Genomic DNA, 24,674 nt, shown 5'->3' on the forward strand with positions numbered 1-24,674 from the left:
TCCGCCCGCAAGAAGCTGTCCCGCTGGCGGGACCACGTGAAGGAGCACATGTCGTGGACTATCGGGCGCTGACCCCGGCCGGCCTCCTGACGGCCGGGTTCGACACCCTCGACTCCCCGTGGCGGGCCCGCTGGGAGCCGGGGGACCACACGGAGTTCGTACAGGAGCACCTGCCGCCGGAGATCGACTTCGCCACCTCCGGGAGCACCGGCGCCCCCCAGGTCTGGCGGCGGCGGGCCGGGAAGGTGTGGGCGGAGGCGGGCCTGCTGGCCGAGCTGGTGGCCCCCGAGGAGCCAGGGGCGGTGTTGTCGTTCGCGCCGACCGTGCACCTCTACGGGGCCCTCACCAGCGTGCTGATGCCCGCCTGGCTGGGGGTGCCGGTGTGGCACCGGACGTCGTTCTTCGGGGCGATGCCCGCGCTGCCGACGCGGCGGGTCGTGGTGGTGGCCACGCCGTGGATCTTCAAGCTGCTGCTCGAACACCTCGACTGGGTGCGGTCGATGGAGCACGTGACCGTCCTCTACGGCGGCGCGATGTTGCCCGGCACGGCCGGTGAGCTGCTCGACCGGACCGGCCGGACGCTCATCGTCGAGGTGATGGGCTCGACCGAGGCGGGCGGCATCGCCACCCGGCGCTGGTCGTCGGGGGAGCCGCCGGCCTGGACGCTCTTCCGGGACGTCGACTTCCACGGCGTCCCGCCGAAGGAGGAGGCGCCGCTGGTCGTCACGAGCCCCCGGCTCGCCTACCGGCCGGGGGGCGAGCCGCCCGCGTTCTGGGAGGCCGACGACCACGTCGAGGTGACCGGGCCGCGCGAGTTCCTGCTGACCGGGCGGCGGAGCCGCCTGGTGAAGGTGAACGGCCGCCGGATCAACCTCGACCTGGCCGAACACGCCGCCGGCGCGGTGCTCGACTGCGCCGACCTGGCCGTCGTCGCGGTGACCGACCCGGTCATCGGCGAACACGTCGACCTGCTCGTCGTGCTCCGGCCGGGCACCGAGCTGGCCGACCTGGATCTGCCCGCCGCCTTCGAGCGGCTGGGAGTGCGGCCCCGCCGGGTGCGGGCCGTACCGGAAATCGAACGCTCAGCGATGGGCAAGGCGACAACGAAGGTGACCACATGACGGTGATCATGGAACGGACCGAGGACGACTACCTCGCCGAGGTGGTGCGCAGCGCCGCGTGGGACGCCACGATCGCGCCGATCACCCCCGGCGACGTCGAGCGCATGGAGGCCAGCGCGGCGACCATCGCCAAGCACCTGGCGGCCGAGAAGCCCATCTACGGCCTCACCCAGGGCTTCGGCCCGCTCGTGCTCTACAGCGCCGAGTCGGAGCTGGAGCAGGGCTCCTCCCTCATCTCCCACCTGGGCACCGCGCAGGGCCGGCCGCTCGACCCGGAGGTGTCGCGACTGATCCTGTTCCTGCGGCTCAACAGCTCCCGGCGCGGCTACTCGGCGGTCTCGCCGGCGTTCTGGCAGAACCTCGCCGACCTGTGGAACGCCGGGTTCACCCCGGTCATCCCGCGCGACGGCACCGTCAGCGCCAGCGGCGACCTGCAGCCGCTCGCGGCGGCGGCGCTGGCGTACACGGGGTTCGGCGAGGCGTGGCAGCGCGACGGCGACGGCTGGCAGCGGAGGCCCGCCCGGGAGGTGCTCGCCTCGCTGGGATTCGCGCCCTTCGAGTGGCCGGTCCGCGAGGCGCTCGCCTTCGTCAACGGCACCGGCGCCAGCCTGGCCGTCTCGATCCTCAACCAGCAGTCGGCGCTGCGCCTGGTCAGGGCCGGGGCGATGTTGTCGGGGCGGCTGGCGGCCCTGCTCGGCGCCAACCCCGAGCACTACGCCGACGCGCACGCCCACGCCCGCGGCCAGGCCGGCCAGCTGACGGCCGCGCGGTGGATCAGGGCCGAGCTTCCCCCCGGCCACGTGCGCGACGAGCGGCGGGCGCTCCAGGAGCCCTACAGCCTGCGGTGCGCGCCGCAGGTCCTCGGCGCGGTGCTCGACCAACTGCGGATGGCGGGGGACGTGCTGGCGCGGGAGGCGCGGAACTGCCAGGACAACCCGATCACCTTCGAGGGCGAGGTCCTGCACGGCGGCAACTTCCACGCCATGCCCGTCGGGCTCGCCTCCGACCAGATGGGCCTGGCCGTCCACATGGCCGCCTACCTGGCCGAACGTCAGCTCAACCTGCTCCTCAACCCGGCCACCAACGGCGACCTGCCGATGATGCTGACACCGCGCGCGGGCCGGGGCTGCGGCCTGGCCGGGGTGCAGATCAGCGCGACCTCGTTCGTGTCGCGCATCAGGCAGCTCGTCTACCCGGCGTCCCTCACGACGCTCCCGACGAACGGGTGGAACCAGGATCACGTGCCGATGGCCCTCAACGGCGCCAACGGGGTGAGCGACGCGCTCGAATTCGGCTGGCTCATCATCGGGTCGCTGGCGCTGGGCATGGCCCAGCTGGCGGTCATGGTCGGCGACGAGCCGGAGGGGATCTGGGCGGAACTCGCGGAGATCTCCCCGGCGCTGGACGCCGATCGCCCGATGGCGGCGGAGGTGCGCGCGGCCCGGGACCTGTTCGACCGCGTCTGATCGTGAGAAAGCCCGGCGGGTGTCTCCCGCCGGGCTTCCTCCTTGTTCTATTTCTGGACGAACTCCAGCACGGCCATCGCGCTGTGCAGTTTGCAGGTGGCCTGGGTGAAGGCGATGCTGCGCGGGCCGTCGAGCACCTCGGCGGTGACCTCCTCGCCCCGGTGGGCGGGGAGGTCGTGCATGAAGACGGCTTCTGGGCACGCGGCCAGCACCTCGGCGGTCACCTGGAAGGGGGCGAAGAGGGTCCGCCAGTCCGGGTCGGGCTTGCTGGTGCCGGTCGTCTGCCAGCGGGTGGTGTAGACGACGTCGCGGTCGCCCGGCAGGTCGGTCATGTCGTGGCGTTCGCGGACGGTCGCGCCCGACCGCTTGGCCAGGCTGTGCAGGTCGTCGAGCACCTCCGGCTCCAGGCCGTAGCCCGGCGGGGTGCGGAACTCCAGGTCGACGCCGGGGAAGCGGGGGAGGGCGCGGGCCAGGGCGGCGGCGGTGTTGTTGCCCTCGCCCACGTACAGGACCCGGAGGCCCTCCAGGCGGCCGAAGTGGGACCACAGAGTGGTCAGGTCGGCCAGGCCCTGGGTGGGGTGCTCCTCGGCGCTCATCGCGTTGACGACCGGGAGGCCCGCCGCGCTCAGGGCGCGCATCTCGGCCGCCGGGCCGGCCGTTCTGGCAACCAGGGCGTCGAGCATGCCGGCCATCACCCGGCCGGTGTCCTCCAGGGTCTCGCCCGTGTTGAGCTGGAGGTCGCCGGGGCCGTAGGAGATCGTCCGGGCGCCCAGCCGCAGGGCTCCGACGGTGAAGGCGGTCCGGGTGCGGGTGGAGGTCTTGCTGAAGTAGACGCCGACGACCCTGCCGCGCAGCGTCTCCGCACGGTTGCCCGCGAGGTCGACGCCGCGGCGGACGATGCCCTCCAGCTCGGCGTCGGTGAGGTCGTTGAGGGAGATCAGGTTCACGGGGCTCCTTCGGCGAGAGCGCTGGTCAGGGCGCGGGCCAGGTCGGTGACGCAGGGGTCGCGCAGCACGCCCAGATGGTCGCCGGGGACCCGGTGCAGCCGCAGGTCGGCCAGTTCCGACCAGCGGCGCAGGTAGCCGGCGTAGGTGCTGCCCTGGATGGACTCGTGCTTCTCCTGGACGAGTTCGTCGCACAACACCAGGTGCACGGTGCCCTCGTAGCGGGGGAAGGGGTAGTCGAGGCGGGCCTGGAGGAGCTCCCGCCACGACCGCAGGCGGTCGGCCCACTCCGGGCCGAGGTCGTCGGCGGTGATCTGCTCGGCGTCCTCGTCGACCACGTCGCGCAGGACCTCCACCAGTTCGTCGGCCGCGGCGGGATCGCCGAACAGGGCCTCGGCCCGCTTGAAGACCTCCAGCTTGGCCAGGTGGGCCGCGTCGTCGCCGGCCGAGACGTCCAGGACCGGGTCGAGGAGGACCAGCTCGACCTCCTCACCGGCGGCGCGCAGGCGGCGGGCCATCTCCCAGGTGATGCCGCTCGAACCGCACCAGCCCAGCAGGTGGTAGGGGCCCGCCGGGCGGGCCGCGCGCATCGCAGCCAGGTAGAGGTCGGCGATGTCGCCGACCGTGCTCGCCGGGGGGTGGTCGCCGTGCAGGCCCGGCCATTCGAAGGCGGCCAGCGAGCGGCCGAGCGTCTCGGCCAGCACCCGGTACCAGTGGCCGCTGCCGCCGCCCGGGTGCACGCAGAACAGCGGCGTCTCCGGCCCCTCCCGCAACCAGACCAGCGGGGAGCGGGGGCCGCCCGTCACGGTGGCCAGGCCCCGGACGGTACGGTGCCCGAGGAAGTCGCGGAAGGTCAGGGTGATGCCGTGCTCCTCGCGCAGCCGCACGATGATGCGCATCATCAGGAGCGAGTGGCCGCCGATCGCGAAGAAGTCGTCGTCCCGGCCGACCCTCGCCAGCCCGAGCACCTCGGCCCACACCCCGGCGATGGTCTGCTCCCTGGCGCCCCGCGGCGGGTCGTCGCGCGTCGCGGACGTGCCGGCGGGCGACGGCAGGGCCGCCCGGTCGACCTTGCCGTTGGCCAGGCGCGGGAAGGCGTCCATGACCGTGAAGTGGGCGGGCACCATGTGCGCGGGCAGCACCCCGGTCAGGTGGGCGCGCAACGCGGCCACGTCGAGGCCGGGCTCCGCGATCAGGTACGCCGCCAGCGCGCCCCCCGCCGGATGCGCCACCGCGGCGCGGACCCCCGGACAGGCGACCAGCGTGTTCTCGATCTCGCCCAGCTCGACCCGGAAGCCGCGCACCTTCAGCTGGTGGTCGGCCCGGCCGAGGATCTCGATCCGGCCGTCCGGGTGCCGCCGCCCCAGGTCGCCGGTGGCGTAGAGGCGGGCGCCGGGCGGGCCGAACGGGTCGGGGCGGAAGTTCTCCGCCGTGTGGCCGGGCTGGCCGAGGTAGCCCCGGGCCAGGCCGTCGCCGCCGACGTGGATCTCCCCGGGGACCCCGAACGCCGCCGGTTCGCCACCGGGGGTGAGGACGTGGGAGGTGGCGCCGTCCGCCAGGAACCACGTGCCGTCGTCGACCCGGGCGCCGAAGCAGAAGATCGTGGCCTCGTTGGGGCCGTAGCAGTCCCAGACCTGCGCGCCGGTCGCGACCAGGCGGTCCTTCAGCGCCTGGGTCATGGCCTCGCCGCCGGAGACGATCCGGAAGCCCGGCGGCGGCGTCCACCCCGACTCGACCAGCATCCGCCACGTGGTGGGGGAGCACTGCATCCAGCTCACGTCGTGCGCGGTCAGCAGGTCGGCGAGGGAGAACGGGTCGCGGGCCAGGTCCTCGGCGGCCAGGACGAGCCTCGCGCCCTGCGTCAGCGCGCCGAAGACGTCGAGCGTGGCGACGTCGGTGGTGATCGGCACCACGGCCGCCAGCACGTCGTCGGCCGACAGGCCCGGCGTGTGCGCGTTCGACCTGACCCGGTCGGCCAGCGCGGCGTGCCGGACCATCACGCCCTTCGGGCGGCCGGTCGAACCGGAGGTGTAGATGACGCAGGCGACGTCGTCGGGCTGCGGCGACCACGGCGTGACGTCGTCGTCGAGCGGCTCCAGGCCGGGCGTGACGACCACGCGCGCGCCCGCGTCGCGCAGCAGCGCGGCCCGCCGGTCGGCCGGGTCGCGCGGGTCAAGCGGCACGTACGCCGCCCCCGTCCGCAGGACGCCCAGCAGCGCGGCGACCAGGTCGGTGCTCCGGGGCAGGCAGACCCCGACGACGTCACCGGGGGCGACCCCCATCAGCACGAGCCGCGCGGCCCACCGCCTGGCCCGGTCGTGGAGTTCGGCGAAGGTCAGCGCGCCGTCGGGGGCGACCACGGCGACCTGGTCCGACACCGGGATCCGCTCGTGGACGGCTCCCCGCCAGCCTTCTCCCCGGGGTCCGCCGCCGAGCGCGAGGATCTCCGCCCGGTCCTCGGCGGCCAGCGCCGACGCCGCGACGGGGCCGTCGGGGTCGGCGGCCATCGCGGTGAGCACCGTCCGGTACATCCGGGCCAGCAGTTCCCCGTACGGCCGGGCCACCCGCTCCGACCGGAGGGTCAGCACCAGCGCGTCGCCCTCGGTCGAGACGGCCAGCGGGAACTCGTTCGGGCTGATCTCGCTGCTGGCGGCCGTGTCGACGGCCTCCCGGTCGAGGACGTGGAAGTCGAGGTAGTTGAACACGACCTCCAGCAACCGCCCGCCGTCGCCGAACTCGCGCTGCATCTCCGCCAGCGGGAAGCGCCGGTAGGGCCACAACTCGACCTCCTCGGCGAAGGTGGCGCGGACGAGGTCGGTCCAGGTGCCGGAGAAGCCGGGGGCCAGGAACGGGACGGGGTTGAGGAACATGCCCCGCACCCGGTCGCCGTCCTTCACCTCGGGGCGGCCGTTGCTGACCAGTCCGCAGTGGAACCGCGGCGCCGATGTGAGGGAGCGCCAGACGGCCAGGTGGGCGGCGAGCAGCACGCTCTTCTTCGAGGCGCCGGCCCGCTTGGCGAGCAGCCGGAGCCCGGGGTCGAGCCCGGCCAGCGGGACGGTCAGTTCGTAGAGGCCCGGCTCGCCCGCCCAGGACGCCGGGATCTTCACCGGCTCCGCCTCGCCGAGGCGGTCGCGCCAGAAGGCGCGATGGGCCGGGTCGCGCAGGCCGGCCTGCTCCTGGGCGATGAAGTCGGCGTACCGGACCGAGATCCGCTCCTCGGGGAGGGGCAGCCCGGCGCGGGCGGCGCGGTAGCAGGCCAGCAGCTCCGAGATGAGCGAGTTGTGGCTCCAGCCGTCGAGGACGGCGTGGCATTCGGTGAAGGTCAGATACCAGCGGTCGTCGGCGACCCGGTGGGCGCCGAGGCGGACCAGGGGCGCCTTCGTCAGGTCGAACGGCCGCGCCCGTTCGGCCTCCTGGAACTCGAGCAGGGTCGACGTGGGCAGGGTCACCTCCATTTCCGCCGTCTCGTGCACGAGCTGGCGGTAGGAGCCCAGGTCGAAGGAGGTCCGGAGCACCTCGTGGCGCTCGGTGACCGCCTCGGCGGCCCGGCGCAGGGCGGCCGGATCGAAGGGGCCGGTGTCGCGGATCAGATAGCTCGTGACGTTGTGGTAGAGGTTCAGGCCGGGGTCGGCGAGCATCTCGTACACCATGCCGGTCTGGCCCATGGCCATCGGGTAGGCGTCGGCCAGCCCCTCGGGCAGCAGCGCCCGCTCCTCCGCCGGGATCAGCGCGAACGGGGCGACGCCCGGCTCCTCGGCGTGCGTCCCGCCGGTCCGGACGAGCGCGCCCACGGTCGGGTGCCGGAAGAGGTCCTGGACCGAGAAGCCGTGCCCGGCGTCGCGCAGCAGCCCGATCAGCCGGACCGCCCTGATCGAGTCGCCGCCCAGCGCGAAGAAGTTGTCGTCGACGCCGACCCGGTCGACCTGCAGCACCCGCGACCACACCTCGGCGACGGCCCGCTCCGACGGGGTGCGCGGCGCGACGTAGGCCTCCTCCCGGTCGGGGGCGGCCTCGCCGGGCGCGGGCAGGGCCCGCCTGTCGACCTTCCCGTTCACGGTCAGCGGCAGCTTGGCGAGCGGGATGAACAGCGCCGGCACCATGTACGCGGGCATCCGCCCCGCCGCATAGGCGCGCAGCTGCGAGGGCGTCAGCGCCGCGCCGTCCTTCGGCAGCACGTAGGCCACCAGCCGCTGCCGGTCGGCCACGACCACGGCGGTCTCGATGTCGGGGTGGGCGGTCAGGAACGACTCCACCTCGCCGAGCTCGATCCGGAACCCGCGGATCTTCACCTGGTGGTCGAACCGCCCCAGGAACCCGATGTCCCCGTTGGGCAGCCACCGGGCCTTGTCGCCCGACCGGTAGAGCCGCTCGCCGTTCTCGGCGGGCACGAACCGGTCGGCGGTGAGGCCGGGCCGGTCGAGATAGCCGCGCGCGACCCCGGGGCCGCCGACGTAGATCTCACCGGGCACCCCGACCGGCACCGGGCGCATCCGGTCGTCGAGCAGGTGGAGCGTCAGGTCGCGCATCGGCGGCCCGATCGGGCTGCGGTCGCCGCCCAGGTCGGCGCGGGTGAGCGGCCGGTAGGTGACGTGGACGGTGGTCTCGGTGATGCCGTACTTGTTGACGATCTGCGGTGCGGTGTCGGCGAACCGGTTCCACCACGGTTCCAGCGCCGCGACCTCGACGGGTTCCCCCGCCAGGATCACCAGCCGCAGCGCCAGCCCGTCGAGCGCGGGGTCGCCCCGACCGGCGAGCTCGACGAGCCCGTGGAAGGCCGACGGCGTCTGGTTCAGGACGGTGATCCGCTCCCGGACCAGCACGTCGGCCAGCTCCCACGGCGATCGCACCACCGACGACGGCACCACGACGAGCAGCCCGCCGTAGAGCAGCGCGCCCCACATCTCCCACACCGACACGTCGAACGCGTAGGAGTGGCAGAGCACCCACCGGTCCTCCGGCGAGAACCGGTAGGCCTCCTCGTTGGCGGTCAGCAGGCGGACCACGTTGGCGTGGGTGACCTGCACCCCCTTCGGGCGTCCGGTCGAGCCCGAGGTGTAGATGACGTAGGCCAGGTCGCCGGGGTGCGCGCCCGTCTCGGGGGCGGTCGCGTCGCCGCCGAGCGGCTCGTCGAGGTCGACGACGTCGAGCGCCGGGAGCCGGTCGCGCAGCGCGCCCTCGGTCACCACGACCCGGGCCCGCGCGTCGCCCAGCACGTACCCGATCCGTTCGGCCGGGTGGTCGGGGTCGATCGGCAGGTAGGCGCAGCCGGCCTTCAGCACGCCCAGGATCGCCACGATCGTGTTCGCGTCGCGCCGCAGGCAGACGCCGACCAGGTCCTCCCGGCCCAGCCCCTTCGTCAGCAGGTGGTTGGCCAGCCGGTTGGCGCGCAGGTCCAGGTCCCGGTACGTCATCTCGACGTCCCCGGCCCTGAGGGCGACGGCGTCGGGGGTGCGCCGGGCCTGTTCGGCGAACCGCTCGTGCAGGCACGGCGCGGCGGGGGCGGTCCCGGCGGGACCCCGCACCAGCAGCTCGTGCTCCTCCGGCGTGAGCAGCGGCAGGTCGCCCAGCCGGGTCTCCTCGGCCACGACGTCGAGCAGCCGCAGGTAGTGGGCCGTCATCCGGTCGATCGTGGCCCGCGTGAACAGCGCCGTCGCGAAGGTCGCCTCCCCGGCGAGCGACCCGTCGGCCAGCTCCTCCAGCGTCCACGTGAGGTCGAACTTCGCGCCCTGCGAGATGACCGGCAGTTCCGCGCCGGTGAGCCCGCCCGCCTCGAACCGGATCGGCTCCGTCGTCTGCATCACGAAGTTCACCTGGAACAGCGGGTGCGTCGACAGGTCGTGGTCGACCGCCAGCGCGCCGGCCAGCCGCTCGAACGGCACCTCCTGGTGCTCGTACGCGGAGATCGCCGTCTCCCGCGCCCGGTCGAGCACCTCGCCGAACGTCGGGTCGCCGGACAGGTCGGCGCGGAGCACCAGCATGTTGATGAAGACCCCGACCAGATCCTCGATCTCGGTCCGGGTGCGCCCCGCCACCGGGGTGCCCACCGCGAAGTCGTGCCGGCCGCTGTAGCGCGACAGCAGCGCCCAGAACACGGCCAGGTACGTCATGAACGGCGTCGCCCGGTGGTCGCGGCCCAGCGCGGTCACCCGGCGGGCCGTGGCGGCCGGGATCGTGAACGTCACCGTGTCGCCGAGCGAGTCCCACACGGCGGGCCTCGGCCGGTCGGCCGGCAGCTCCAGCGGCGGCAGCCCGTCGAGCGCCTTCAACCAGTGGGCGAGCCCGCTCTCCAGCCGCGGCCCCGACACGCGCTCCCGCTGCCATGCGGCGAAGTCGGCGTACTGGATCGGCAGCGGCGCCAGCCCGGACGAGGCGTAGGCGGCGGCGAGGTCGCGGACGAAGACGCCGCTCGACCAGCCGTCCATCGCGATGTGGTGCACCACCACGGCCAGCACGTTGTCGTCCGGCCCGACCTCGATGACCTTGGCCCGCAGCACCGGACCGGTCTCCAGGTCGAACCGCCGGGCGCCCTCCTCCTTGAGCAGCGCGTCCAGATCGCCCGAGACGACCTCGACCTCGATCGGCGCCGGGTCGTCGACGACCTGGACCGGGTTGCCGTCGGGATCGGTCACGTAGCGGGTGCGGAGGATCTCGTGCCGGGCCACCACCTCGCCGAGCGCCCGCCGCAGGTCGGGCAGCCTCAGCTCGCCCGTCAGCCGCAGCACGATCGGCACGAGGTAGTCGGTGCCGCCCGGCCGCAGCCGGTCGAGCACCCAGAGCCGCTGCTGGGAGAACGACAGCGGCAGCGCGCCGTCACGCGGCACGGGGGTGACGCCGCCGCCGCGCCCGCCCCGGTCGCGCAGCCGGTCACGCAGCAGTCTCGCCCCTGTGGTCTCGGAGTTCATTGCGCACCTTCCATGCTCGCGATTCGTTCCAGGGCGGCGGCCTGCGCCGCGACCGTGGTCGCCTCGAACAGCACCCGCAGCGGGACCTCGATCCCGAACAGGTCGGCCAGCCGGGTCATCACCCGCGTGGCCAGCAGCGAATGCCCGCCGATCTCGAAGAACTCGTCGTGGACGCCGACCTCCGGCCGCCCCAGCACCTCGGCCCAGACGTCGGCGACGGCCTGTTCGACCTCGTCGCGCGGCGGCGTGTGGTCCGCCGGCGCGAGGCCGGGCGGGGGGAGCGCCCTGCGGTCGACCTTCTTGCTCGCGGTCAGCGGGAGGGCGTCGAGGGCGACCCAGAGCGCGGGCACCATGTAGCCGGGCAGCCGCTCTGCCAGATGCGCCCGCAACCCGGCGAAGGCGACGCCCTGGGAGCCGCCGGAGGTGACGACGTAGCCGACGAGGTTCCCGCCGGACACCGCCACCGCGCAGGCGCGGACCTCCGGATGCTCCGCCAGCGCGGCCTCGATCTCGCCGAGCTCGATGCGGAAGCCCCGGACCTTCACCTGGTCGTCGACCCGGCCCAGGAAGTCGAGCACCCCGTCGGGGCGGCGCCGGACCAGGTCGCCGGTCCGGTAGAGCCGCGCGCCTCCCTCGAAGGGCACGAACCGGTCGGCGGTCTGCCCCGGCCTGCCGAGGTAGCCCCGGGCGAGCCGGGTCCCGGCCAGGTAGAGCTCGCCCGGCACCCCCACCGGCACCGGGTTCATCGCCGCGTCCAGCACGTACGCCCCTGTCCCCGGCACCGGGGCTCCGATCGGCAGGGTCGCCTCCGGGGCGTCCGCGCCGATCTCCCGCACCGGGTGCACGACCGAGGTCACGGTCGCCTCGGTCGGGCCGTAGGTGCACAGGAACCGGGCCGGGAGGCCGGTGTCGAGCCAGCGCCGGGCGTCGTCGTGGGTGACGACGTCGCTGCCGACGTTCATCAGCCGCAGCCCGCGCAGCCGGGCGTCGTGCAGGACGACGCCGGACATCATCTCCCGGTAGTACGCCGGCGTGATCTCCATGTGAGTGATCCGGTGTTCGGCCAGCCGGTCGGGCAGTTCGGCCGGGGTCCAGAACCGGTTCTCGCCGACCACGACCGTCGCGCCCGCCAGCAGGGTCGCGGCGATCTGGTCCATCGCGACGTCGAACGTCAGCGCGGCCAGCAGCAGCACCCGGTCACCCGGGCGGATGTCGTAGGTCCCGGCGATCACGCGGCAGTGGTGGACGTAGGCGCGGTGCGGGACCATGACGGCCTTCGGCATCCCGGTGGACCCCGAGGTGTAGATCAGATACGCCAGCCGGTCGGGATCCCCGGCCGGGAGCCCCGCCTCGCGGGGACCGTCGAGGCCGCCCGTCAGGACGACCGCCGGGTGCAGGTCGTCGAGCAGCCTGCGCAGCCGGTCGGTGGGCTGCCCGGGATCGAGCGGCGCGTAGACGCCACCGGCCTTCGCGATGGCCAGCAGCGCCACGATCGGCGCGCTCGACTTCTCCATCAGCACCGCGACCGGCCGCTCCGGCCGCACCCCCCGCGCCCTCAGCCGCTCGGCCAGCTCCGTCGAGCGCTCGTCCAGCTCGGCGTAGGTGAGCCGGGCGTCGGGGGCGTCGACCGCGACGGCGCCGGGGGTCCTGGCGGCCTGCGCGGCGAACGCCTCGGGCAGGCTCTCCGGGGTCTCCTCGGCCGCCGGCGGGTTCCAGTGGTGCCGGAGCTCGGCCTCGGTGAGCATGCCGAGGCGGCTGAGCGGCGCGTCGGGGGTGCGGGCGGCGCTCCGGGCGAGCGTCAGGAAGTGCCCGGTCAGCCGGTCGACGGTGGCCGCGTCGAACAATGCGGTGGCGTACTCGACGTCGGCGAAGTAGCCGCCGTCGCCGTCGGCGCGCAGCGCGAGGGTCAGCTCGAACTTGGCCGTGGTCGTCTCGGGGACGATCCGCCGCACCTCCAGGCCCGGCAGCGCGGGCGTGTCCCCGGCGGACTCCCGCAGCTCGAAGAGCACGTCGAACAGGGGCGTCCGGGCGAGGTCGCGCTGCGGCGCGAGTTCCTCCACCAGCACGTCGAACGGCAGCTCGTCGTGCCGGAACGCGTCGAGCGCCGTGTCGCGCACCCGGCCGACCAGGTCGGCGAAGGCCGGGTCGTCGCCGAGGTCGCACCGCAGCACCACCGTGTTCACGAAGAACCCGACGACGTCGTGCAGCTCGGGCCGGTTCCGCCCGGCCACCGGCGTGCCGACCGGCACGTCCACCGCGCCCGTGTAGCGGTGCAGCAGCGTGGCGAAGACCGCCAGGAACGTCATGTACGGCGTCGCCCCGCGTGCCCGCCCGACCGCCACCAGCTCCGCCGCCACCCCGGCCGGCACGTGCACCGTGGCCGAAGCGCCGCGCCCGTCCCTGACCGGGGGCCGGGGACGGTCGGTGGGCAGGTCGAGCCGGGGCAGCCCGGCCAGCCGGTCGCGCCAGTAGGCCAGCGCGTGGTCCATCGGCTGCTCGTGCTGCCAGAGGGCGTAGTCGGCGTACTGCAGCGGCGGCGCGCCGAGTTCCTCCCCGGCGTAGAGTGCGGCCAGCTCGCGGGCCATGACCTCCTCGGACCACCCGTCGCACGCGATGTGGTGCAGCACCACCGACAGGACGTGGTTCCGGTCGTCGATCCTGGTCAGCCGGGTCCTGATCGGCGGCCGGGCGGCCAGGTCGAACGGCTCGTCGCCGAGGACGGCGGCCGGCTCGACGACCTGGACCGGGCCGGGGGCGTAGCGGGTGCGGAGGATCTCGTGCCGGTCGGCCAGCGCCTTCAGCGCGCCGGTCAGCCGGTCGGCGTCGAGGTCGCCGGTCAGGTGGAACGACCAGGTCACGTGATATTCGGCGCTGCCCGGGTCGAGCTGGTCGAGGATCCACAGGCGCCGCTGCGCGAAGGAGAGCGGGATGCGCTCCGGCCGGGGCCGCGCGACCAGAGGGGCCGCGGCGGGCTCCTGGTCGAGCAGCCGGGCGAGCGCGGCGACCGTGCGGTTCTCGAAGATCGCCTGCACGGGCAGGCCCAGCCGGGCCGTGACGCGGACCGCCATGAGCGAGTGGCCGCCCAGGGTGAAGAAGTCCTCCGTCGCGCCGACCTCGTCCAGGCCCAGCACGTCGGCCCAGACCGCGGCCACCGCGCGCTCGGCCCCGGTGGCCGGGGGGACCGGTTCGGCGCGGTTCGGCGCGGGGTCGGGCAGGGCGTTGCGGTCGGTCTTGCCGGTCGTCGTCAGGGGGAGCCGGTCGATTTCGACGAACACCGACGGGACGTAGGGGGCGGGCAGCCGGGCGAGCAGGTAGTCGGCCAGGTCGGCGGGCATCCCGTCGCGGGGCACGACGTAACCGATCAGGCGCGGCCGGCCGTCGGGGCCGGGCCGGGCCACGACCACGCCGGAGGCGACGCCCTCGTGCCCGGCCAGCACGGCCTCGACCTCGCCGGGCTCCACCCGTACACCACGGATCTTGACCTGGTGGTCGCGGCGGCCCAGGAAGTGCAGGACCCCGTCGGCGTCGCGGCGGACGACGTCGCCCGTGCGGTAGAGCCGCCCGCCGTCGCGGTGCGGGACGAAGGACTCGGCGGTGCGCCGGGGCAGGCCCAGATAGCCGCGGGCCAGGTTCTCGCCCGAGACGCACAACTCGCCCGGAACGCCGATCGGCACGGGTCGGAGCCCGTCGTCGAGGACGTGGATGCCGGTGTTGTCGAGCGGCAGGCCGATCGGGACGGTCTCGCCGGTCTCGCCGGCCCGCGCCCACGCGGTGACGTCGATCGAGCACTCGGTCGGGCCGTAGGTGTTGACGACCGGAGCCGGAAGCCGGTCGGCCAGCTCCCGCGTGAGCGGCTCGCCCGCCGAGAACAGCAGCCGGAGCGAGCCCGGCCGCAGCTCGTCGGCCAGGTGCCGCCACACCGACGGGACCGCCTGCAGGATCGTCACCCCGTGCCTGGCGACGGACGCGGCCATGACCGCCGGGTCGCGCTCGGCCCCCGGCGGCGCGAGCACGACCTCCGCGCCGCACACCAGAGGGGCGAAGACCTCCCACATCGCGGCGTCGAACGTGATCGCGGTCTTCTGCAGCATCCGGTCGCCGGGGCCGATGCCGAACCGCTCGACCGCCCACATGACCCGGTTCCTGATGCCGCGGTGCGGCACCGCCACGCCCTTGGGGCGGCCGGTCGAACCGGAGGTGTAGATGACGTAGGCCAGCGCGTCGGGTTCGGTGCCGACCGGCCCGGATTCCGGCCCGCCGGGAAGGCCGTCGAGGTCGTCGAGGTCGTCGATGACCAGCTTCGCCCCGGCGTTGGCGATCACCCACGCGTTGCGCCCGGCCGGGTGGCCGGGGTCGAGCGGCAGCACCGCCGCCCCCGCCCGCTGCACGCCGAGCATCGCCACGACCATGTCGGGCGAACGAGGCACGCGGACCCCGACGACGTCGTCGCGGCGCACCCCGGCGGCCCGCAGCCGCGCGGCCAGGGCGTCGGCCCGCTCGTTGAGCTCGCGGTAGGTCAGCGTCCCGTGGTCGCTGCGGACCGCCACCGCCTCGCTCCGGTCGGCGGCGATCAGCTCGGGCAGCCCCAGCTCCCCGCGCGGCCGGACCGGCCCCGCGGCCAGCCGGTCGATCTCGGCGACCTCGTCGGCGTCGAGGAGGGGCAGGGCGGCGATGGGCACGTCGGGGGTGACGGCGGTGAGGAGCCGCTCGAAGCAGCCGACGAACCGGTCGACGGTCGCGGGGTCGAACAGCGCGGTCGCGTACTCGACCAGCCCGTCGAGGCCGCCGTCCGCGCGCCGGGTCAGCTCCACGGTCAGGTCGAACTTGGCGGTACGCCACGGGACCGCCTCCGGCGTCACCTCCAGCCCCGGCAGGGCGAACCGTTCCTCCGCCTCGTCGCGGTAGGCGAAGAGGATCTGGAACAGCGGGTTGCGGGACAGGTCGCGTTCGGGAGCCAGCTCCTCGACGAGCCGCTCGAAGGGCACGTCGTGCCCGAACGCCTCGTGCGCCGTCCGCCTGACCTGGTCGACCAGCTCGCCGAACGTCGGGTCGCCCGACAGGTCGGCCCGCAGCACGACCGTGTTGACGAAGAACCCGATCAGGTCGTGCGTCTCGGGCCGATCCCGGCCGGAGACGGGCGACCCGACCGTCAGGTCGGCGCCGCCGGTGAGGCGGGCCAGGAGGGCGAAGAACCCGGCGAGCAGCGTCATGTACGGCGTCGCGCCCCGGCTCCGCCCGATCTCCGCCAGCCGCCCGGCCACCTCCGGGGAGATCGTGAACGGCCGCCCGGCTCCGCGCGGGTCCGCCACCGCCGGGCGCGGGCGGTCGGTGAGCAGTTCGGCCGGTTCCAGCCCCGCCAGCCGGCGACGCCAGTAGTCCATCGAGGCGTCGCCGGGCCGGGAGTGCTGCCAGGCGGCGTAGTCGGCGTACTGGATCGTGAGGTCCGGCAGGTCGCCCGCCAGCTCGCGGGCCAGCACCCCGGTCGACCACCCGTCGGTGGCGATGTGGTGGACGACCAGGGCCAGGACGTGCTCCTCGTCGGAGACGCGCGCCAGCCGCGCCGTGAACACCGGGCCCGCCGCCAGGTCGATCGGCCGGGTGACCAGGTCGGCCAGCAGGTCCGCGGGGTCGACGGGTTCGGCCTTCAGCGACAGCGGGACCGGCGGGTCGACGACCTGGACCGGGCCGGGCAGGTAGCGGGTCCGGAGGATCTCGTGGCGGGCCACGACCCGGTCGAGCCGCCCGCTCAGGCCGGCGACGTCGAGCGGGCCCCTGAGCCGCAGGGCGGTGACCACCAGGTAGTCGGTCCGGCCCGGCATGAGCTGGTCGAGGAACCAGAGCCGGTGCTGGGCGGGGGAGAGCGGCAGCGGCTTCGAACGGTCGGCCCTGCCGATCACCTCGGCGGCGGCCGTGCGGGCCGCCAGGGCCCGGACCGTGGGGAACCGGAAGACGTCACGGACCGAGACGCCGATCCGCGCCGCCGCGCGCGTGGCCAGCACCGACTGCGCGCCGAGGGTGAACACGTCGTCGTCGACGCCGACCGTGTCGAGTCCGAGCAGGTCGGCCCAGATCGCCGCGATCCGGTGCTCGGCCGGCGTCGCCGGGGGCGCCTGCGCCGTCGTCACCGGCGTCAGCGCGGGCAGCCTGCGCCGGTCGAGCTTCCCGTTGCCGGTCAGCGGCAGTTCCGGCAGCAGTCCCCACAGGTCGGGCACCATGTGCCGGGGCAGCCGGGCCGCCACGAACTCCCGCAGCCCGTCGAGGTCGTCGGCGACGACGTGGGCCGACAGCCGCCCGTCGAAGACGACCGCCGCCGCCCTGACCTTCGGATGGGCCGTGATCGCCTGCTCGATCTCGCCGGGCTCGACCCGGAAGCCGTGCACCTTGAGCTGCCGGTCGCGGCGGCCGACGAACTCCAGGTCGCCGCTCGGCAGCTGCCTGACCAGGTCACCGGTCCGGTAGAGGCGGGTGCCGTCCGGGCCTGGCAGGAAGCGCGCGGCCGTCAGCGCCGGATCGCCGAGGTAGCCGCGCGCCACCCCCGGCCCGCCGACGTGGAGCTCGCCCGTGAGGCCGGGCGGGACCGGGTTCATCGCGTCGTCGAGGACGTGCAGCGTCACACCCGGCAGCGGCCCGCCGATCGGGACGGGGCCCGGCCGGGCGTCGGCGGCGGTCAGCGTGTGGGCGCAGCAGGCGATGGTGATCTCGGTCGGGCCGTAGCTGTTCACGACCGTCGTCCGGCCGAGGGCGGGCAGGTGGTCGCCGTGGAGTTGCTCGCCGCCGACGACCACGCGGCGCGTGAGGGAGGAGTCGGCGGCGAGCAGGCCGAGATGGGTGGGGGTCAGCTTGACCAGGCCGAACGGGCGGCCGGGCACGTTGGCGAGGGCGTCGGCGCCGGCGTCGTCCTCGTCGGCCAGCACGATCGTCGCGCCCGCCGCCAGCGGCGGGTAGACGGAGGTCAGCACCAGGTCGTAGGCGATCGAGGTGTGCAGCGGGACGACGCCTTCGGGGCGCAGCTCGTCGAGCGCCCAGGCGAGGTAGTTCGCCAGGCCGCCGTGGGTGATCATGACGCCCTTCGGCTCGCCCGTCGAGCCCGACGTGTACACGACGTAGGCCAGGTCGTCGGGCGAGACCTCGACGTCCGGCCGGGTGGCGGGCTGGTCGCCGGCGACGGTGTCCGCGGTGATCGTCAGAGCCGCGCCGGCGCCACGGGGATGCCGGGGATCCTGCGGGATGTACGCCGCCCCCGACTTCAGCACGGCCAGCAGCGCCACCAGCAGGCCGGGGGAGCGGGGCAGCCGGACGGCGACGAGCTCACCCGGCCGCGCGCCGCGTGCGATGAGGTGGTGGGCGAGCCGGTTGGCCCGCCGGTCGAGCTCGGCGTAGGTGAGCGAGCCGTGCGGGCCGGTCACGGCGACGGCGTCGGGCGTCTTCGCGGCCTGCGCCTCGACGGCCCGGTGGACGGGGAGCGTCTCGCCCGGCGGCGGTCCGGCGAGCGGGACGCCGGTCGTCGCCAGGGGGAGCCGGGCGATCGGGGTGCGGGGGTCGGCGGCGACCGCCCGGACCAGCTCGGCGTAGTAGCGCGCCAGGCGTTGGACCGTGGCTTCGTCGTAGAGGGCGGTCGCGTAGTCGACGTGGCCGTCGAAACCGCCGTCGGGGCGTTCGGTCAGGTGCCAGCTCTGGTCGAACTTGGCGCCGCCGGCGTCCCGCGGTCTCGTGGTCTGGCCGTGCATCGTGAACATGACCTGGAACAACGGGTTGCGGCTCAGGTCCCGGACCGGCGCCAGTTCCTCGACGAGCACCTCGAACGGCACATCGTCGTTGGCGTAGGCCGCGACCGCCGTGTCCCTGACCTGCGCGACCAGCTCGTCGAACGACGGACCCTCCGACAGGTCGGCGCGCATGACGACCGGGTTGACGAACAGCCCGGCCACGTTCTCCAGTTCGGGCCGCCCCCGGTTCGACAGCGGCACCCCGACCGACAGGTCGGTCTCGCCGGTGACCCGCGACAGCAGCCCGAAGAACGCGGCCAGATGGGTCATGAACGCGGTCGCGTCGCCCCTGGCCAGGGCGGGCACGGTGAACCGCACGGTGCCCACGGAGGGGTCCCATTCGGCCGGGCGCGGCCGGTCGGTGGGCGGCGCCGTCGCGACGGCGCCGTCGAGCCGTTCCCGCCAGTACCGCAGCCCTTCGGGGCGGGGCCGCCGCTCGGCGGCGAAGTCGGCGTACCGGATCGGGAGCGGCGGGAGCTCCTCCCCCCGGTAGAGCGCGCGCAGGTCGGCGGTGAGGATCTCCTCGGTCCGGTCGTCGGACGCGATGTGGTGGACGACGAACAGCGCCTCCGACGGCCCGGCCGCGACCCGGACCGGAGGTTCGGCGGCCAGGTCGATCGGGCCGAACAGGTCCTCCGCCGGGGTCAGCTCGAACGGCCGCGCCGGGTCGACGACCTGGACGGGCCCGTCGAGATAGCGGGTGCGCAGGATGTCGTGCCGTTCGACCAGCCGCGACAGCGCCGCGCGCAGCCGGCCGGGGTCGACCGGCCCGTCGAGAGGGACGGCGAACGACTCCAGGTAGGCGGTCCCGCCGGGGTGGAGCCGGTCCAGGAACCACAACGCCCGCTGCCCGTGGGACAGCGGGATCGCCTCTCCGTCGCGGGGGACCGGCTGCGGCCGGGCGGCCGGCGGGGCGGCGGCCACGACGGCGGCCAGCCCCTCGACGGTCGGGTGGTCGAACACCGCCGAGATCGGCAGGTCGATCCCGAGCTCGGCGCGCAGCCGGTTCGCCAGGCGGGTGGCCAGCAGCGAGTGGCCGCCGAGGGCGAAGAAGTCGTCGTCCACCCCGGCCGGGAGCCCGAGCACGTCGGCGAACGCCGCCGCGACCACCCGCTCCTGCGGGGTGCGGCCCTCCTCCGGCCGCGGCGCGGCGGGCGCGGGCAGCGCCGCGCGGTCGAGCTTGCCGTTGGGGGTGGTCGGGAACACGTCGACCGGGACGTACCGCACCGGCACCATGTGGGCGGGCAGCGCGCGGGCACAGTGTTCGCGCAGCTCCTCCTCGTCGAACGCCCCCTGGAGGTAGGCGACCAGCCGCAGGTCGCCCTCCCCGGCGGCCACCGCGCGCACCACCGCCGCCCGCACGCCGGACGCCCGGCAGAGCACGGCCTCGATCTCGCCGGGCTCCACCCGGAAACCGCGGATCTTGATCTGGTCGTCGGTCCGCCCCAGGATCTCGACCCGGCCGTCGGCCAGCACCCGCGCGATGTCGCCGGTGCGGTAGAGGCGGGCCCCCGGGCGCGCGGAGAAGGGGTCGGGCAGGAAGCGGTCGGCGGTGAGCGCGCTGCGGGACCAGTAGCCGACGGCGAGGCCGTCGCCGCCGATGTGCAGTTCCCCGGTCTCCGCCGGTTCGAGACGCTCGTCGAGGACGTGCAAGGTGGTGCCCGCGACCGGCGCGAAGGACGGCGACGGGGTCACCCGGGCGACCGACGACCAGACGGTCGTCTCGGTCGGGCCGTAGAGGTCCCAGAGTTCGCAACCGAGACGGTCGCCCAGGCCGGCGGGCAGCTTCTCACCGCCGCAGAACGCCCGGAACCCCTCCGGCGGACGCCAGCCCGAGTCGAGCAGGATCCGCCACGTCGTGGGGGTCGCCTGGAGGTGCCGCGCGCCGGTGCGGCGCAGCAGTTCCGCCAGCTTCTCGGGGTCGCGGGCCTCGTCCCGGCCCGCGACGACGACCCGGCCGCCGGCCAGCAGCGGCAGGTAGAGCTCCAGCGCGGCGATGTCGAACGACACCGTCGTGATCGCCGGGAACACCACCCCCTCCGGCACCCCCGGGCTGGCCAGCATCGACGTGAGGAAGTTGGCCAGCGCCGCGTGCGAGACCATGACGCCCTTGGGGCGGCCGGTCGACCCGGAGGTGTAGATGACGTAGGCGGCGTCGTGGCCCGAGACGTCCGGCAGGTCGGCGCGGGCGGGGACGAGGTCGTCGAGCAGGACCACCGGCCCGTCGAAGGACAACCCGGCCCGCGCCGGTCCGGTGGTCACCAGCGCCCGCGCCCGCGCGTCCCCGAGGATGTGGGCCAGCCGCTCCGGGGGATGGCCGGGGTCGAGCGGCACATAGGCCGCTCCCGAGGCGAGCACCCCGAGCAGGGTCCCCACCAGCCGGACGTCCCTGGGCGCCGCGACCCCGACGAGGTCGCCCCGCCGGATCCCGGCCGCCCGCAGGGCCGCCGCCAGATCGAGCGCGAAATCCGTCAGCTCGGCGTAGGTGACCCGGTCCGGGCCCGACTCGACCGCCACCTCGGAGGGACGCAGCCGGGCCCGCTCGGCGATCAGCGCGAACGCGGTGGTCATGCGTCGGCAGCCATCCGCAGCCGCAGGCTCAGCGGCCGCATGTCCGTCCACACCCGCTCGATGTGGGCCAGGCACTCCTCGCGGGTGCCCGTGGTGCCCTCGGCCCGCCAGCCGGAGGGGAGGTCGCGGCCGGCGAACCACACGGAGTACTGCTCCTCGTGGTTGACGACGACCAGGTAGGCGGGACCCGGGCGATCGGAGGTCGCCTGTGGCCCGCGCGGGGAATCCGCCTCGAAAGACTCGTCACGCATGAGAACTCCTCAGTCAAGGAAGCCGGGCGCCCGCACCCCGAGACCGCGCGCCTCGGCGACGTCGAGCACGTGGGCGGCCAGGGCGGCGTCGAGCGCGCCCAGCCCGAACGGCGAGAACACGGTGACCCCGTCGGGGTCGTGGGCGGTGGCCGCCCGGCCGATGATCAGGTCGCCGATCTCGTGGTGCACGAACTCCCGCCCGCCGGTCGCCTGCTGGGCCAGGTCGAGCGAGGTCGCGGCCCGGCAGACGTGGCCGGTGTCGTCGACCACGTTGCGGGCGCCGAGGATCGACGGCACGTCGAGGTCCCGCAGCGACACGTGCAGGACGACGGTCCCCGGCCGGCACGGGCCCGTGGACAGATGGGGCGTCGCGGCGGTGGTGGCCACCGAGACGATCCGGTTCGCCGCCAGCGCCTCGTCGGCGCCCGCGGCGATCGTCGTCTTCAGGCCGGTGAGCCGGGAGACGAACCGGTCGGCGCGGCCGGGGTCGGTGTCGTGCACGGTGACCGACTCGACCGGCAGCAGCGCCCGCAGGAACCGCAGGATCTCGAAGTTGATCACCCCGCAGCCGATGAGGGACACGCCGGCGCGCACGCCGTCGGGCGCGCCGGTCGTGAGCAGCCGGGCGGCGAGCGCCGCGCTCGCCGCGGTCCGCCGGGCCGAGATGACCGACCCCTCGACCAGGGCGACGGGCCGGCCGTCGTCCACGGAGTTGACGATGATCGCGGCCGAGGCCCGTTCGATCCCGCGGTCGATGTTGCCGGGGAAGGAGGCGATCCACTTCACCGCGGCGACCGGCCGCTCCCCGCCGACGTAGGCGGGCAGCGCGATGATCCGGTCGCGGGGCGAGCCGGGGAAGCGCAGGAACACGGCGTGCGGCACGGAGGTCTGTTCGCGGGCGTGCGCGGCGTAGGCGTCGGACACGGTCTGGACGACCCGGTCCTCCGCCCCGTCGAGCACGGCCAGGACGTCGCCCTTCCCGAGGATCAGCATGAGGTCTTCCGCTTCCAGAGGTGCATGATCTCGCCGAACTGGTCGTTGACCCACGGGTCGGAGTAGATGGTGTCGAGGTAGCGCTCGCCCCGGTCGGGCAGCACCAGCACGCAGGTCGAGCCGGCCGGGAGGCGCCCGCGCCGTGCGTCGGCCGCGCTGACCACCGCCCCCGACGACCCGCCGCACAGGATCGCCTCGGTGGTGGCCAGGGTCCGGCATCCCACCACGCAGTCCTGGTCGCCGACGTGCACGACCTCGTCGGCGATGTCGTCGTGGTGGAGCGGCGGCCGGATCGCGGCCCCGTGCCCCGGGATGAGCCGGGGCCGCCTCGGGTGGCCGAAGATGGCCGACCCCTCGGCGTCGACCGCGACCACCCGGGTCGGCAGCCCGTTGCGCCGCGAGTAGCTGCGGCAGCCGTGGATCGTCCCGCACGTGCCGGTCGCGATGAACATGTAGTCGGGCGGGACGCCGCCGAGCTGCGCGACGACCTCCCGCATGATGCTCTCCTGCGCGTGCGCGTTGAGCGGGTTGGCGTACTGGTTGGTCCAGAACGTGTGCGGATGCCGGGCGAGGAGCTCCTGGACGCGGCGCAGCCGGGCCGGGAGGTAGTCGCCGTTCTCGGAGTCGGTGACGAGGTCGACCTCGGCGCCGTACGCCGCCAGCAGGGCCAGGTTCTGCGTCGTCGTCTTGGGGTCGACGACGCAGACGAACCGGATGCCCAGGCGGCGGCAGATCTGCGCCAGCGCGATCCCGAGGTTGCCGGAGCTCGACTCGATCAGCACCGTGTGGCCGGGGACGATCGCGCCGGTCGTGATGGCGTCCAGGGTCATGCTGAGCGCGGCGCGGTCCTTGCTGCTGCCGCCCGGGTTCTGCCCTTCGAGCTTGCCGTAGAAGGTCACGGGGGAGTCGGGGAAGAGCCGGTCGAGCCGGATGAGCGGGGTCTCCCCGATCGCGGCCAGGATTCCGTCCGGCGCGGTCTGCATCGTCACGGCGCCTCGTTCTCCGCTTCCGTCAGGTAAGCGTTCTCTCGTTTTCCTCAAGAACGGCGATGATGAAGTCGGCGAGATCCTCGAAGCGTTCGCCACTGAAGTTCTCCAGCTTTTCGAGGAGCTTGACCTGGTAGCTGTTCTCCAGTTCCAGGGCCATCTGGACGAACGAGAACGAGTCCATGTCCTTGAGGGTGTTCGGCTCCGGCACGTCGGGCTGCTCGGCGCAGATCATCCGGGCGGTCTCGCGGACCCGGGCGGTGACCTCTTCCCTGCTGTACGTCATTTCTCGGACTGCCTTTCAGACGATGTGCACGTCGGGGACGTAAAGGATCCAGCGGCCACCCGAATCGCGGAACGCCTGCTCTTTGGCCATGATCTCGTCGGCGTGGTTCCACGCGAACAGCAGCGCGTAGTCCGGATAGGGGTCGGCGAAGTGCTCCGGCGACTTCACCGGGATGTGGCTGCCGGGGGTGAGCCGGTCCTGCTTGGCGGGGGTGGTGTCGGAGACGTACGCCACCAGTTCCGGCCCCAGCCCGCAGTAGTTGGCGACGGTCGCGCTCTTGGCGGTCGCCCCGTAGGCCGCCACCGTCTTGCCCTCTTCGCGCAGGCGGGTCAGCAGCGCCACCAGGTCGTCGCGGATCTTCCGCACGCTCGTCGCGAAGCCCTCCAGTGTGGCCAGGCCGGCCAGGTCGCGGGCCTCCTCCTCGGCGAGCAGCGCGGCGACGGCCGCCGACGGCGTGCGCCGCCCGGCGGGGGCCAGCGTGTAGCGCACCTCGCCGCCGTGGACGGGGATGCGCTCGACGTCGACCAGCTCCAGCCCGTTGCGGGCCGCCATCTCCTTGACCGACTGGGCGGCGAACAGGAAGAAGTGCTCGTCGTAGATCTGGTCGAAGGAGCTGCGCTCCACGATGTCGCCCAGGTAGGGGTCTTCGAACACGAAGACGCCGGTCGGCTTCAGCAGCGTCGTGACGCCCTTGAGGATCGAGTCCATGTAGGGGATGTGGCACAGCGTGTTGGCCGCGTAGATGACGTCGGCAGGGCCGTCGGCGCGCCGCACGTCGGCGGCGGTGGCCTCCTCGAAGAAGTCCTTGCGGACCCGCACGCCCTTGGCCGCCGCCACGTCGGCGACCCCGCCCGAGGGCTCCACGCCCAGGTGGCGCACGCCCGCGTCGGAGACGGTCTTGAGCATGACGCCGTCGTTGCAGCCCAGCTCGACGATGAACGGGTCCTCCCCGGTCAGCTCGGTCGACAGGAACCGCTTGGCGATGTCCTCGAAGTGCGAGCGCATGTACGTCGACCCCGACGACAGGTACGGGTAGTCGGCGTGGAACATGCGCTCCCGGGGCACCTCCTCCATGAGCTGCACCATGCGGCAGTCGCCGCAGACGCCCGTGGCGAGCCGGTAGAAGAACTCCTCCTCCGGCCGGAAAGCCGGGTCGACGAACGCGTCGGACAGCGGCTGGCGCCCGAAGTCGATGAATTCGCGCACGGTGCCGGCGCATATCCGGCATTGCGACGTCGCGGGCATTGGGCCTCCTCGCTGGCGGAAAAACCACGGAATTCAAACGCGGCCTTCTCTGTGATGGCCCGAGTAAATCACCGGAGAACGCCCGGCGGCCAAGCCCGGCTCCGGCGAAAACGCGCTGAACAGCGAGAACGACATTCGTCGTT

Annotated in this window: 10 protein-coding genes; 2 read left to right on the top strand and 8 right to left on the bottom strand. The window is 74.0% G+C overall.

All coding sequences use genetic code 11. From position 1 onward, the window contains the following. Nucleotides 1-53: 53 nt before the first annotated feature. Entirely contained in the window at nucleotides 54-1,121 is a 1,068-nt protein-coding gene (locus FDA94_RS18975; RefSeq protein ID WP_137248396.1) for an AMP-binding protein, read from the top strand. Next, a complete protein-coding gene (locus FDA94_RS18980) occupies nucleotides 1,118-2,587 on the top strand; it encodes an aromatic amino acid ammonia-lyase (protein WP_137248397.1) in 1,470 nt (489 codons plus the stop codon). The genes FDA94_RS18975 and FDA94_RS18980 overlap by 4 nt, the downstream gene beginning before the upstream one ends. Nucleotides 2,588-2,634: 47 nt before the next feature. Here FDA94_RS18980 and FDA94_RS18985 read toward each other — a convergent pair whose 3' ends face one another. Genes FDA94_RS18985 through FDA94_RS19020 form a run of 8 tightly spaced genes read right to left on the bottom strand, consistent with a single transcriptional unit; the run spans nucleotide 2,635 to nucleotide 24,531 of the window. Further along, nucleotides 2,635-3,534, bottom strand: coding sequence for an ornithine carbamoyltransferase (locus FDA94_RS18985; RefSeq protein ID WP_137248398.1), 900 nt, complete (start codon nucleotides 3,532-3,534; stop codon nucleotides 2,635-2,637). Next, nucleotides 3,531-10,433, bottom strand: a complete 6,903-nt coding sequence (locus FDA94_RS18990) for a non-ribosomal peptide synthetase (protein WP_137248399.1) — start codon at nucleotides 10,431-10,433, stop codon at nucleotides 3,531-3,533. Before FDA94_RS18990 ends, FDA94_RS18985 begins: the two co-directional genes overlap by 4 nt. After that, nucleotides 10,430-20,770: a non-ribosomal peptide synthetase gene (locus FDA94_RS18995; RefSeq protein ID WP_137248400.1), complete on the bottom strand. Its 10,341-nt coding sequence runs from the start codon at nucleotides 20,768-20,770 to the stop codon at nucleotides 10,430-10,432. The genes FDA94_RS18990 and FDA94_RS18995 overlap by 4 nt, the downstream gene beginning before the upstream one ends. After that, nucleotides 20,767-21,021, bottom strand: a complete 255-nt coding sequence (locus FDA94_RS19000; protein ID WP_137248401.1) for an MbtH family protein — start codon at nucleotides 21,019-21,021, stop codon at nucleotides 20,767-20,769. The genes FDA94_RS18995 and FDA94_RS19000 overlap by 4 nt, the downstream gene beginning before the upstream one ends. A gap of 9 nt (nucleotides 21,022-21,030) precedes the next feature. Further along, complete coding sequence (gene sbnB, locus FDA94_RS19005; protein WP_137248402.1) at nucleotides 21,031-22,014, bottom strand: 2,3-diaminopropionate biosynthesis protein SbnB; 984 nt, start codon at nucleotides 22,012-22,014, stop codon at nucleotides 21,031-21,033. Next, nucleotides 22,008-22,997: a 2,3-diaminopropionate biosynthesis protein SbnA gene (sbnA, locus tag FDA94_RS19010; protein ID WP_137248442.1), complete on the bottom strand. Its 990-nt coding sequence runs from the start codon at nucleotides 22,995-22,997 to the stop codon at nucleotides 22,008-22,010. The genes sbnB and sbnA overlap by 7 nt, the downstream gene beginning before the upstream one ends. 28 nt (nucleotides 22,998-23,025) lie before the next feature. Then, on the bottom strand, nucleotides 23,026-23,286 hold the full coding sequence (locus FDA94_RS19015; RefSeq protein WP_137248403.1) for a hypothetical protein: 261 nt from the start codon (nucleotides 23,284-23,286) through the stop codon (nucleotides 23,026-23,028). A gap of 15 nt (nucleotides 23,287-23,301) precedes the next feature. Further along, the gene (locus FDA94_RS19020; protein WP_137248404.1) at nucleotides 23,302-24,531 is read right to left on the bottom strand and encodes a class I SAM-dependent methyltransferase; all 1,230 of its coding nucleotides are present in this window, start codon (nucleotides 24,529-24,531) and stop codon (nucleotides 23,302-23,304) included. Nucleotides 24,532-24,674: the final 143 nt, after the last annotated feature.

Origin of the sequence: Herbidospora galbida (assembly GCF_005233835.1) — a bacterium.
In the GTDB taxonomy this organism is placed as follows: Bacteria; Actinomycetota; Actinomycetes; order Streptosporangiales; family Streptosporangiaceae; genus Herbidospora; species Herbidospora galbida.

What these genes read in the sequence shown, in the direction of transcription:
- FDA94_RS18980 (WP_137248397.1), top strand. Translation starts at nt 1,118, where the DNA reads ATGACGGTGATCATGGAACGGACCGAGGACGACTACCTCGCCGAGGTG.
- FDA94_RS18990 (WP_137248399.1), bottom strand. Translation starts at nt 10,433, where the DNA reads ATGAACTCCGAGACCACAGGGGCGAGACTGCTGCGTGACCGGCTGCGC.
- FDA94_RS18995 (WP_137248400.1), bottom strand. Translation starts at nt 20,770, where the DNA reads ATGACCACCGCGTTCGCGCTGATCGCCGAGCGGGCCCGGCTGCGTCCC.
- FDA94_RS19000 (WP_137248401.1), bottom strand. Translation starts at nt 21,021, where the DNA reads ATGCGTGACGAGTCTTTCGAGGCGGATTCCCCGCGCGGGCCACAGGCG.
- sbnB (WP_137248402.1), bottom strand. Translation starts at nt 22,014, where the DNA reads ATGCTGATCCTCGGGAAGGGCGACGTCCTGGCCGTGCTCGACGGGGCG.
- sbnA (WP_137248442.1), bottom strand. Translation starts at nt 22,997, where the DNA reads ATGCAGACCGCGCCGGACGGAATCCTGGCCGCGATCGGGGAGACCCCG.
- FDA94_RS19015 (WP_137248403.1), bottom strand. Translation starts at nt 23,286, where the DNA reads ATGACGTACAGCAGGGAAGAGGTCACCGCCCGGGTCCGCGAGACCGCC.
- FDA94_RS19020 (WP_137248404.1), bottom strand. Translation starts at nt 24,531, where the DNA reads ATGCCCGCGACGTCGCAATGCCGGATATGCGCCGGCACCGTGCGCGAA.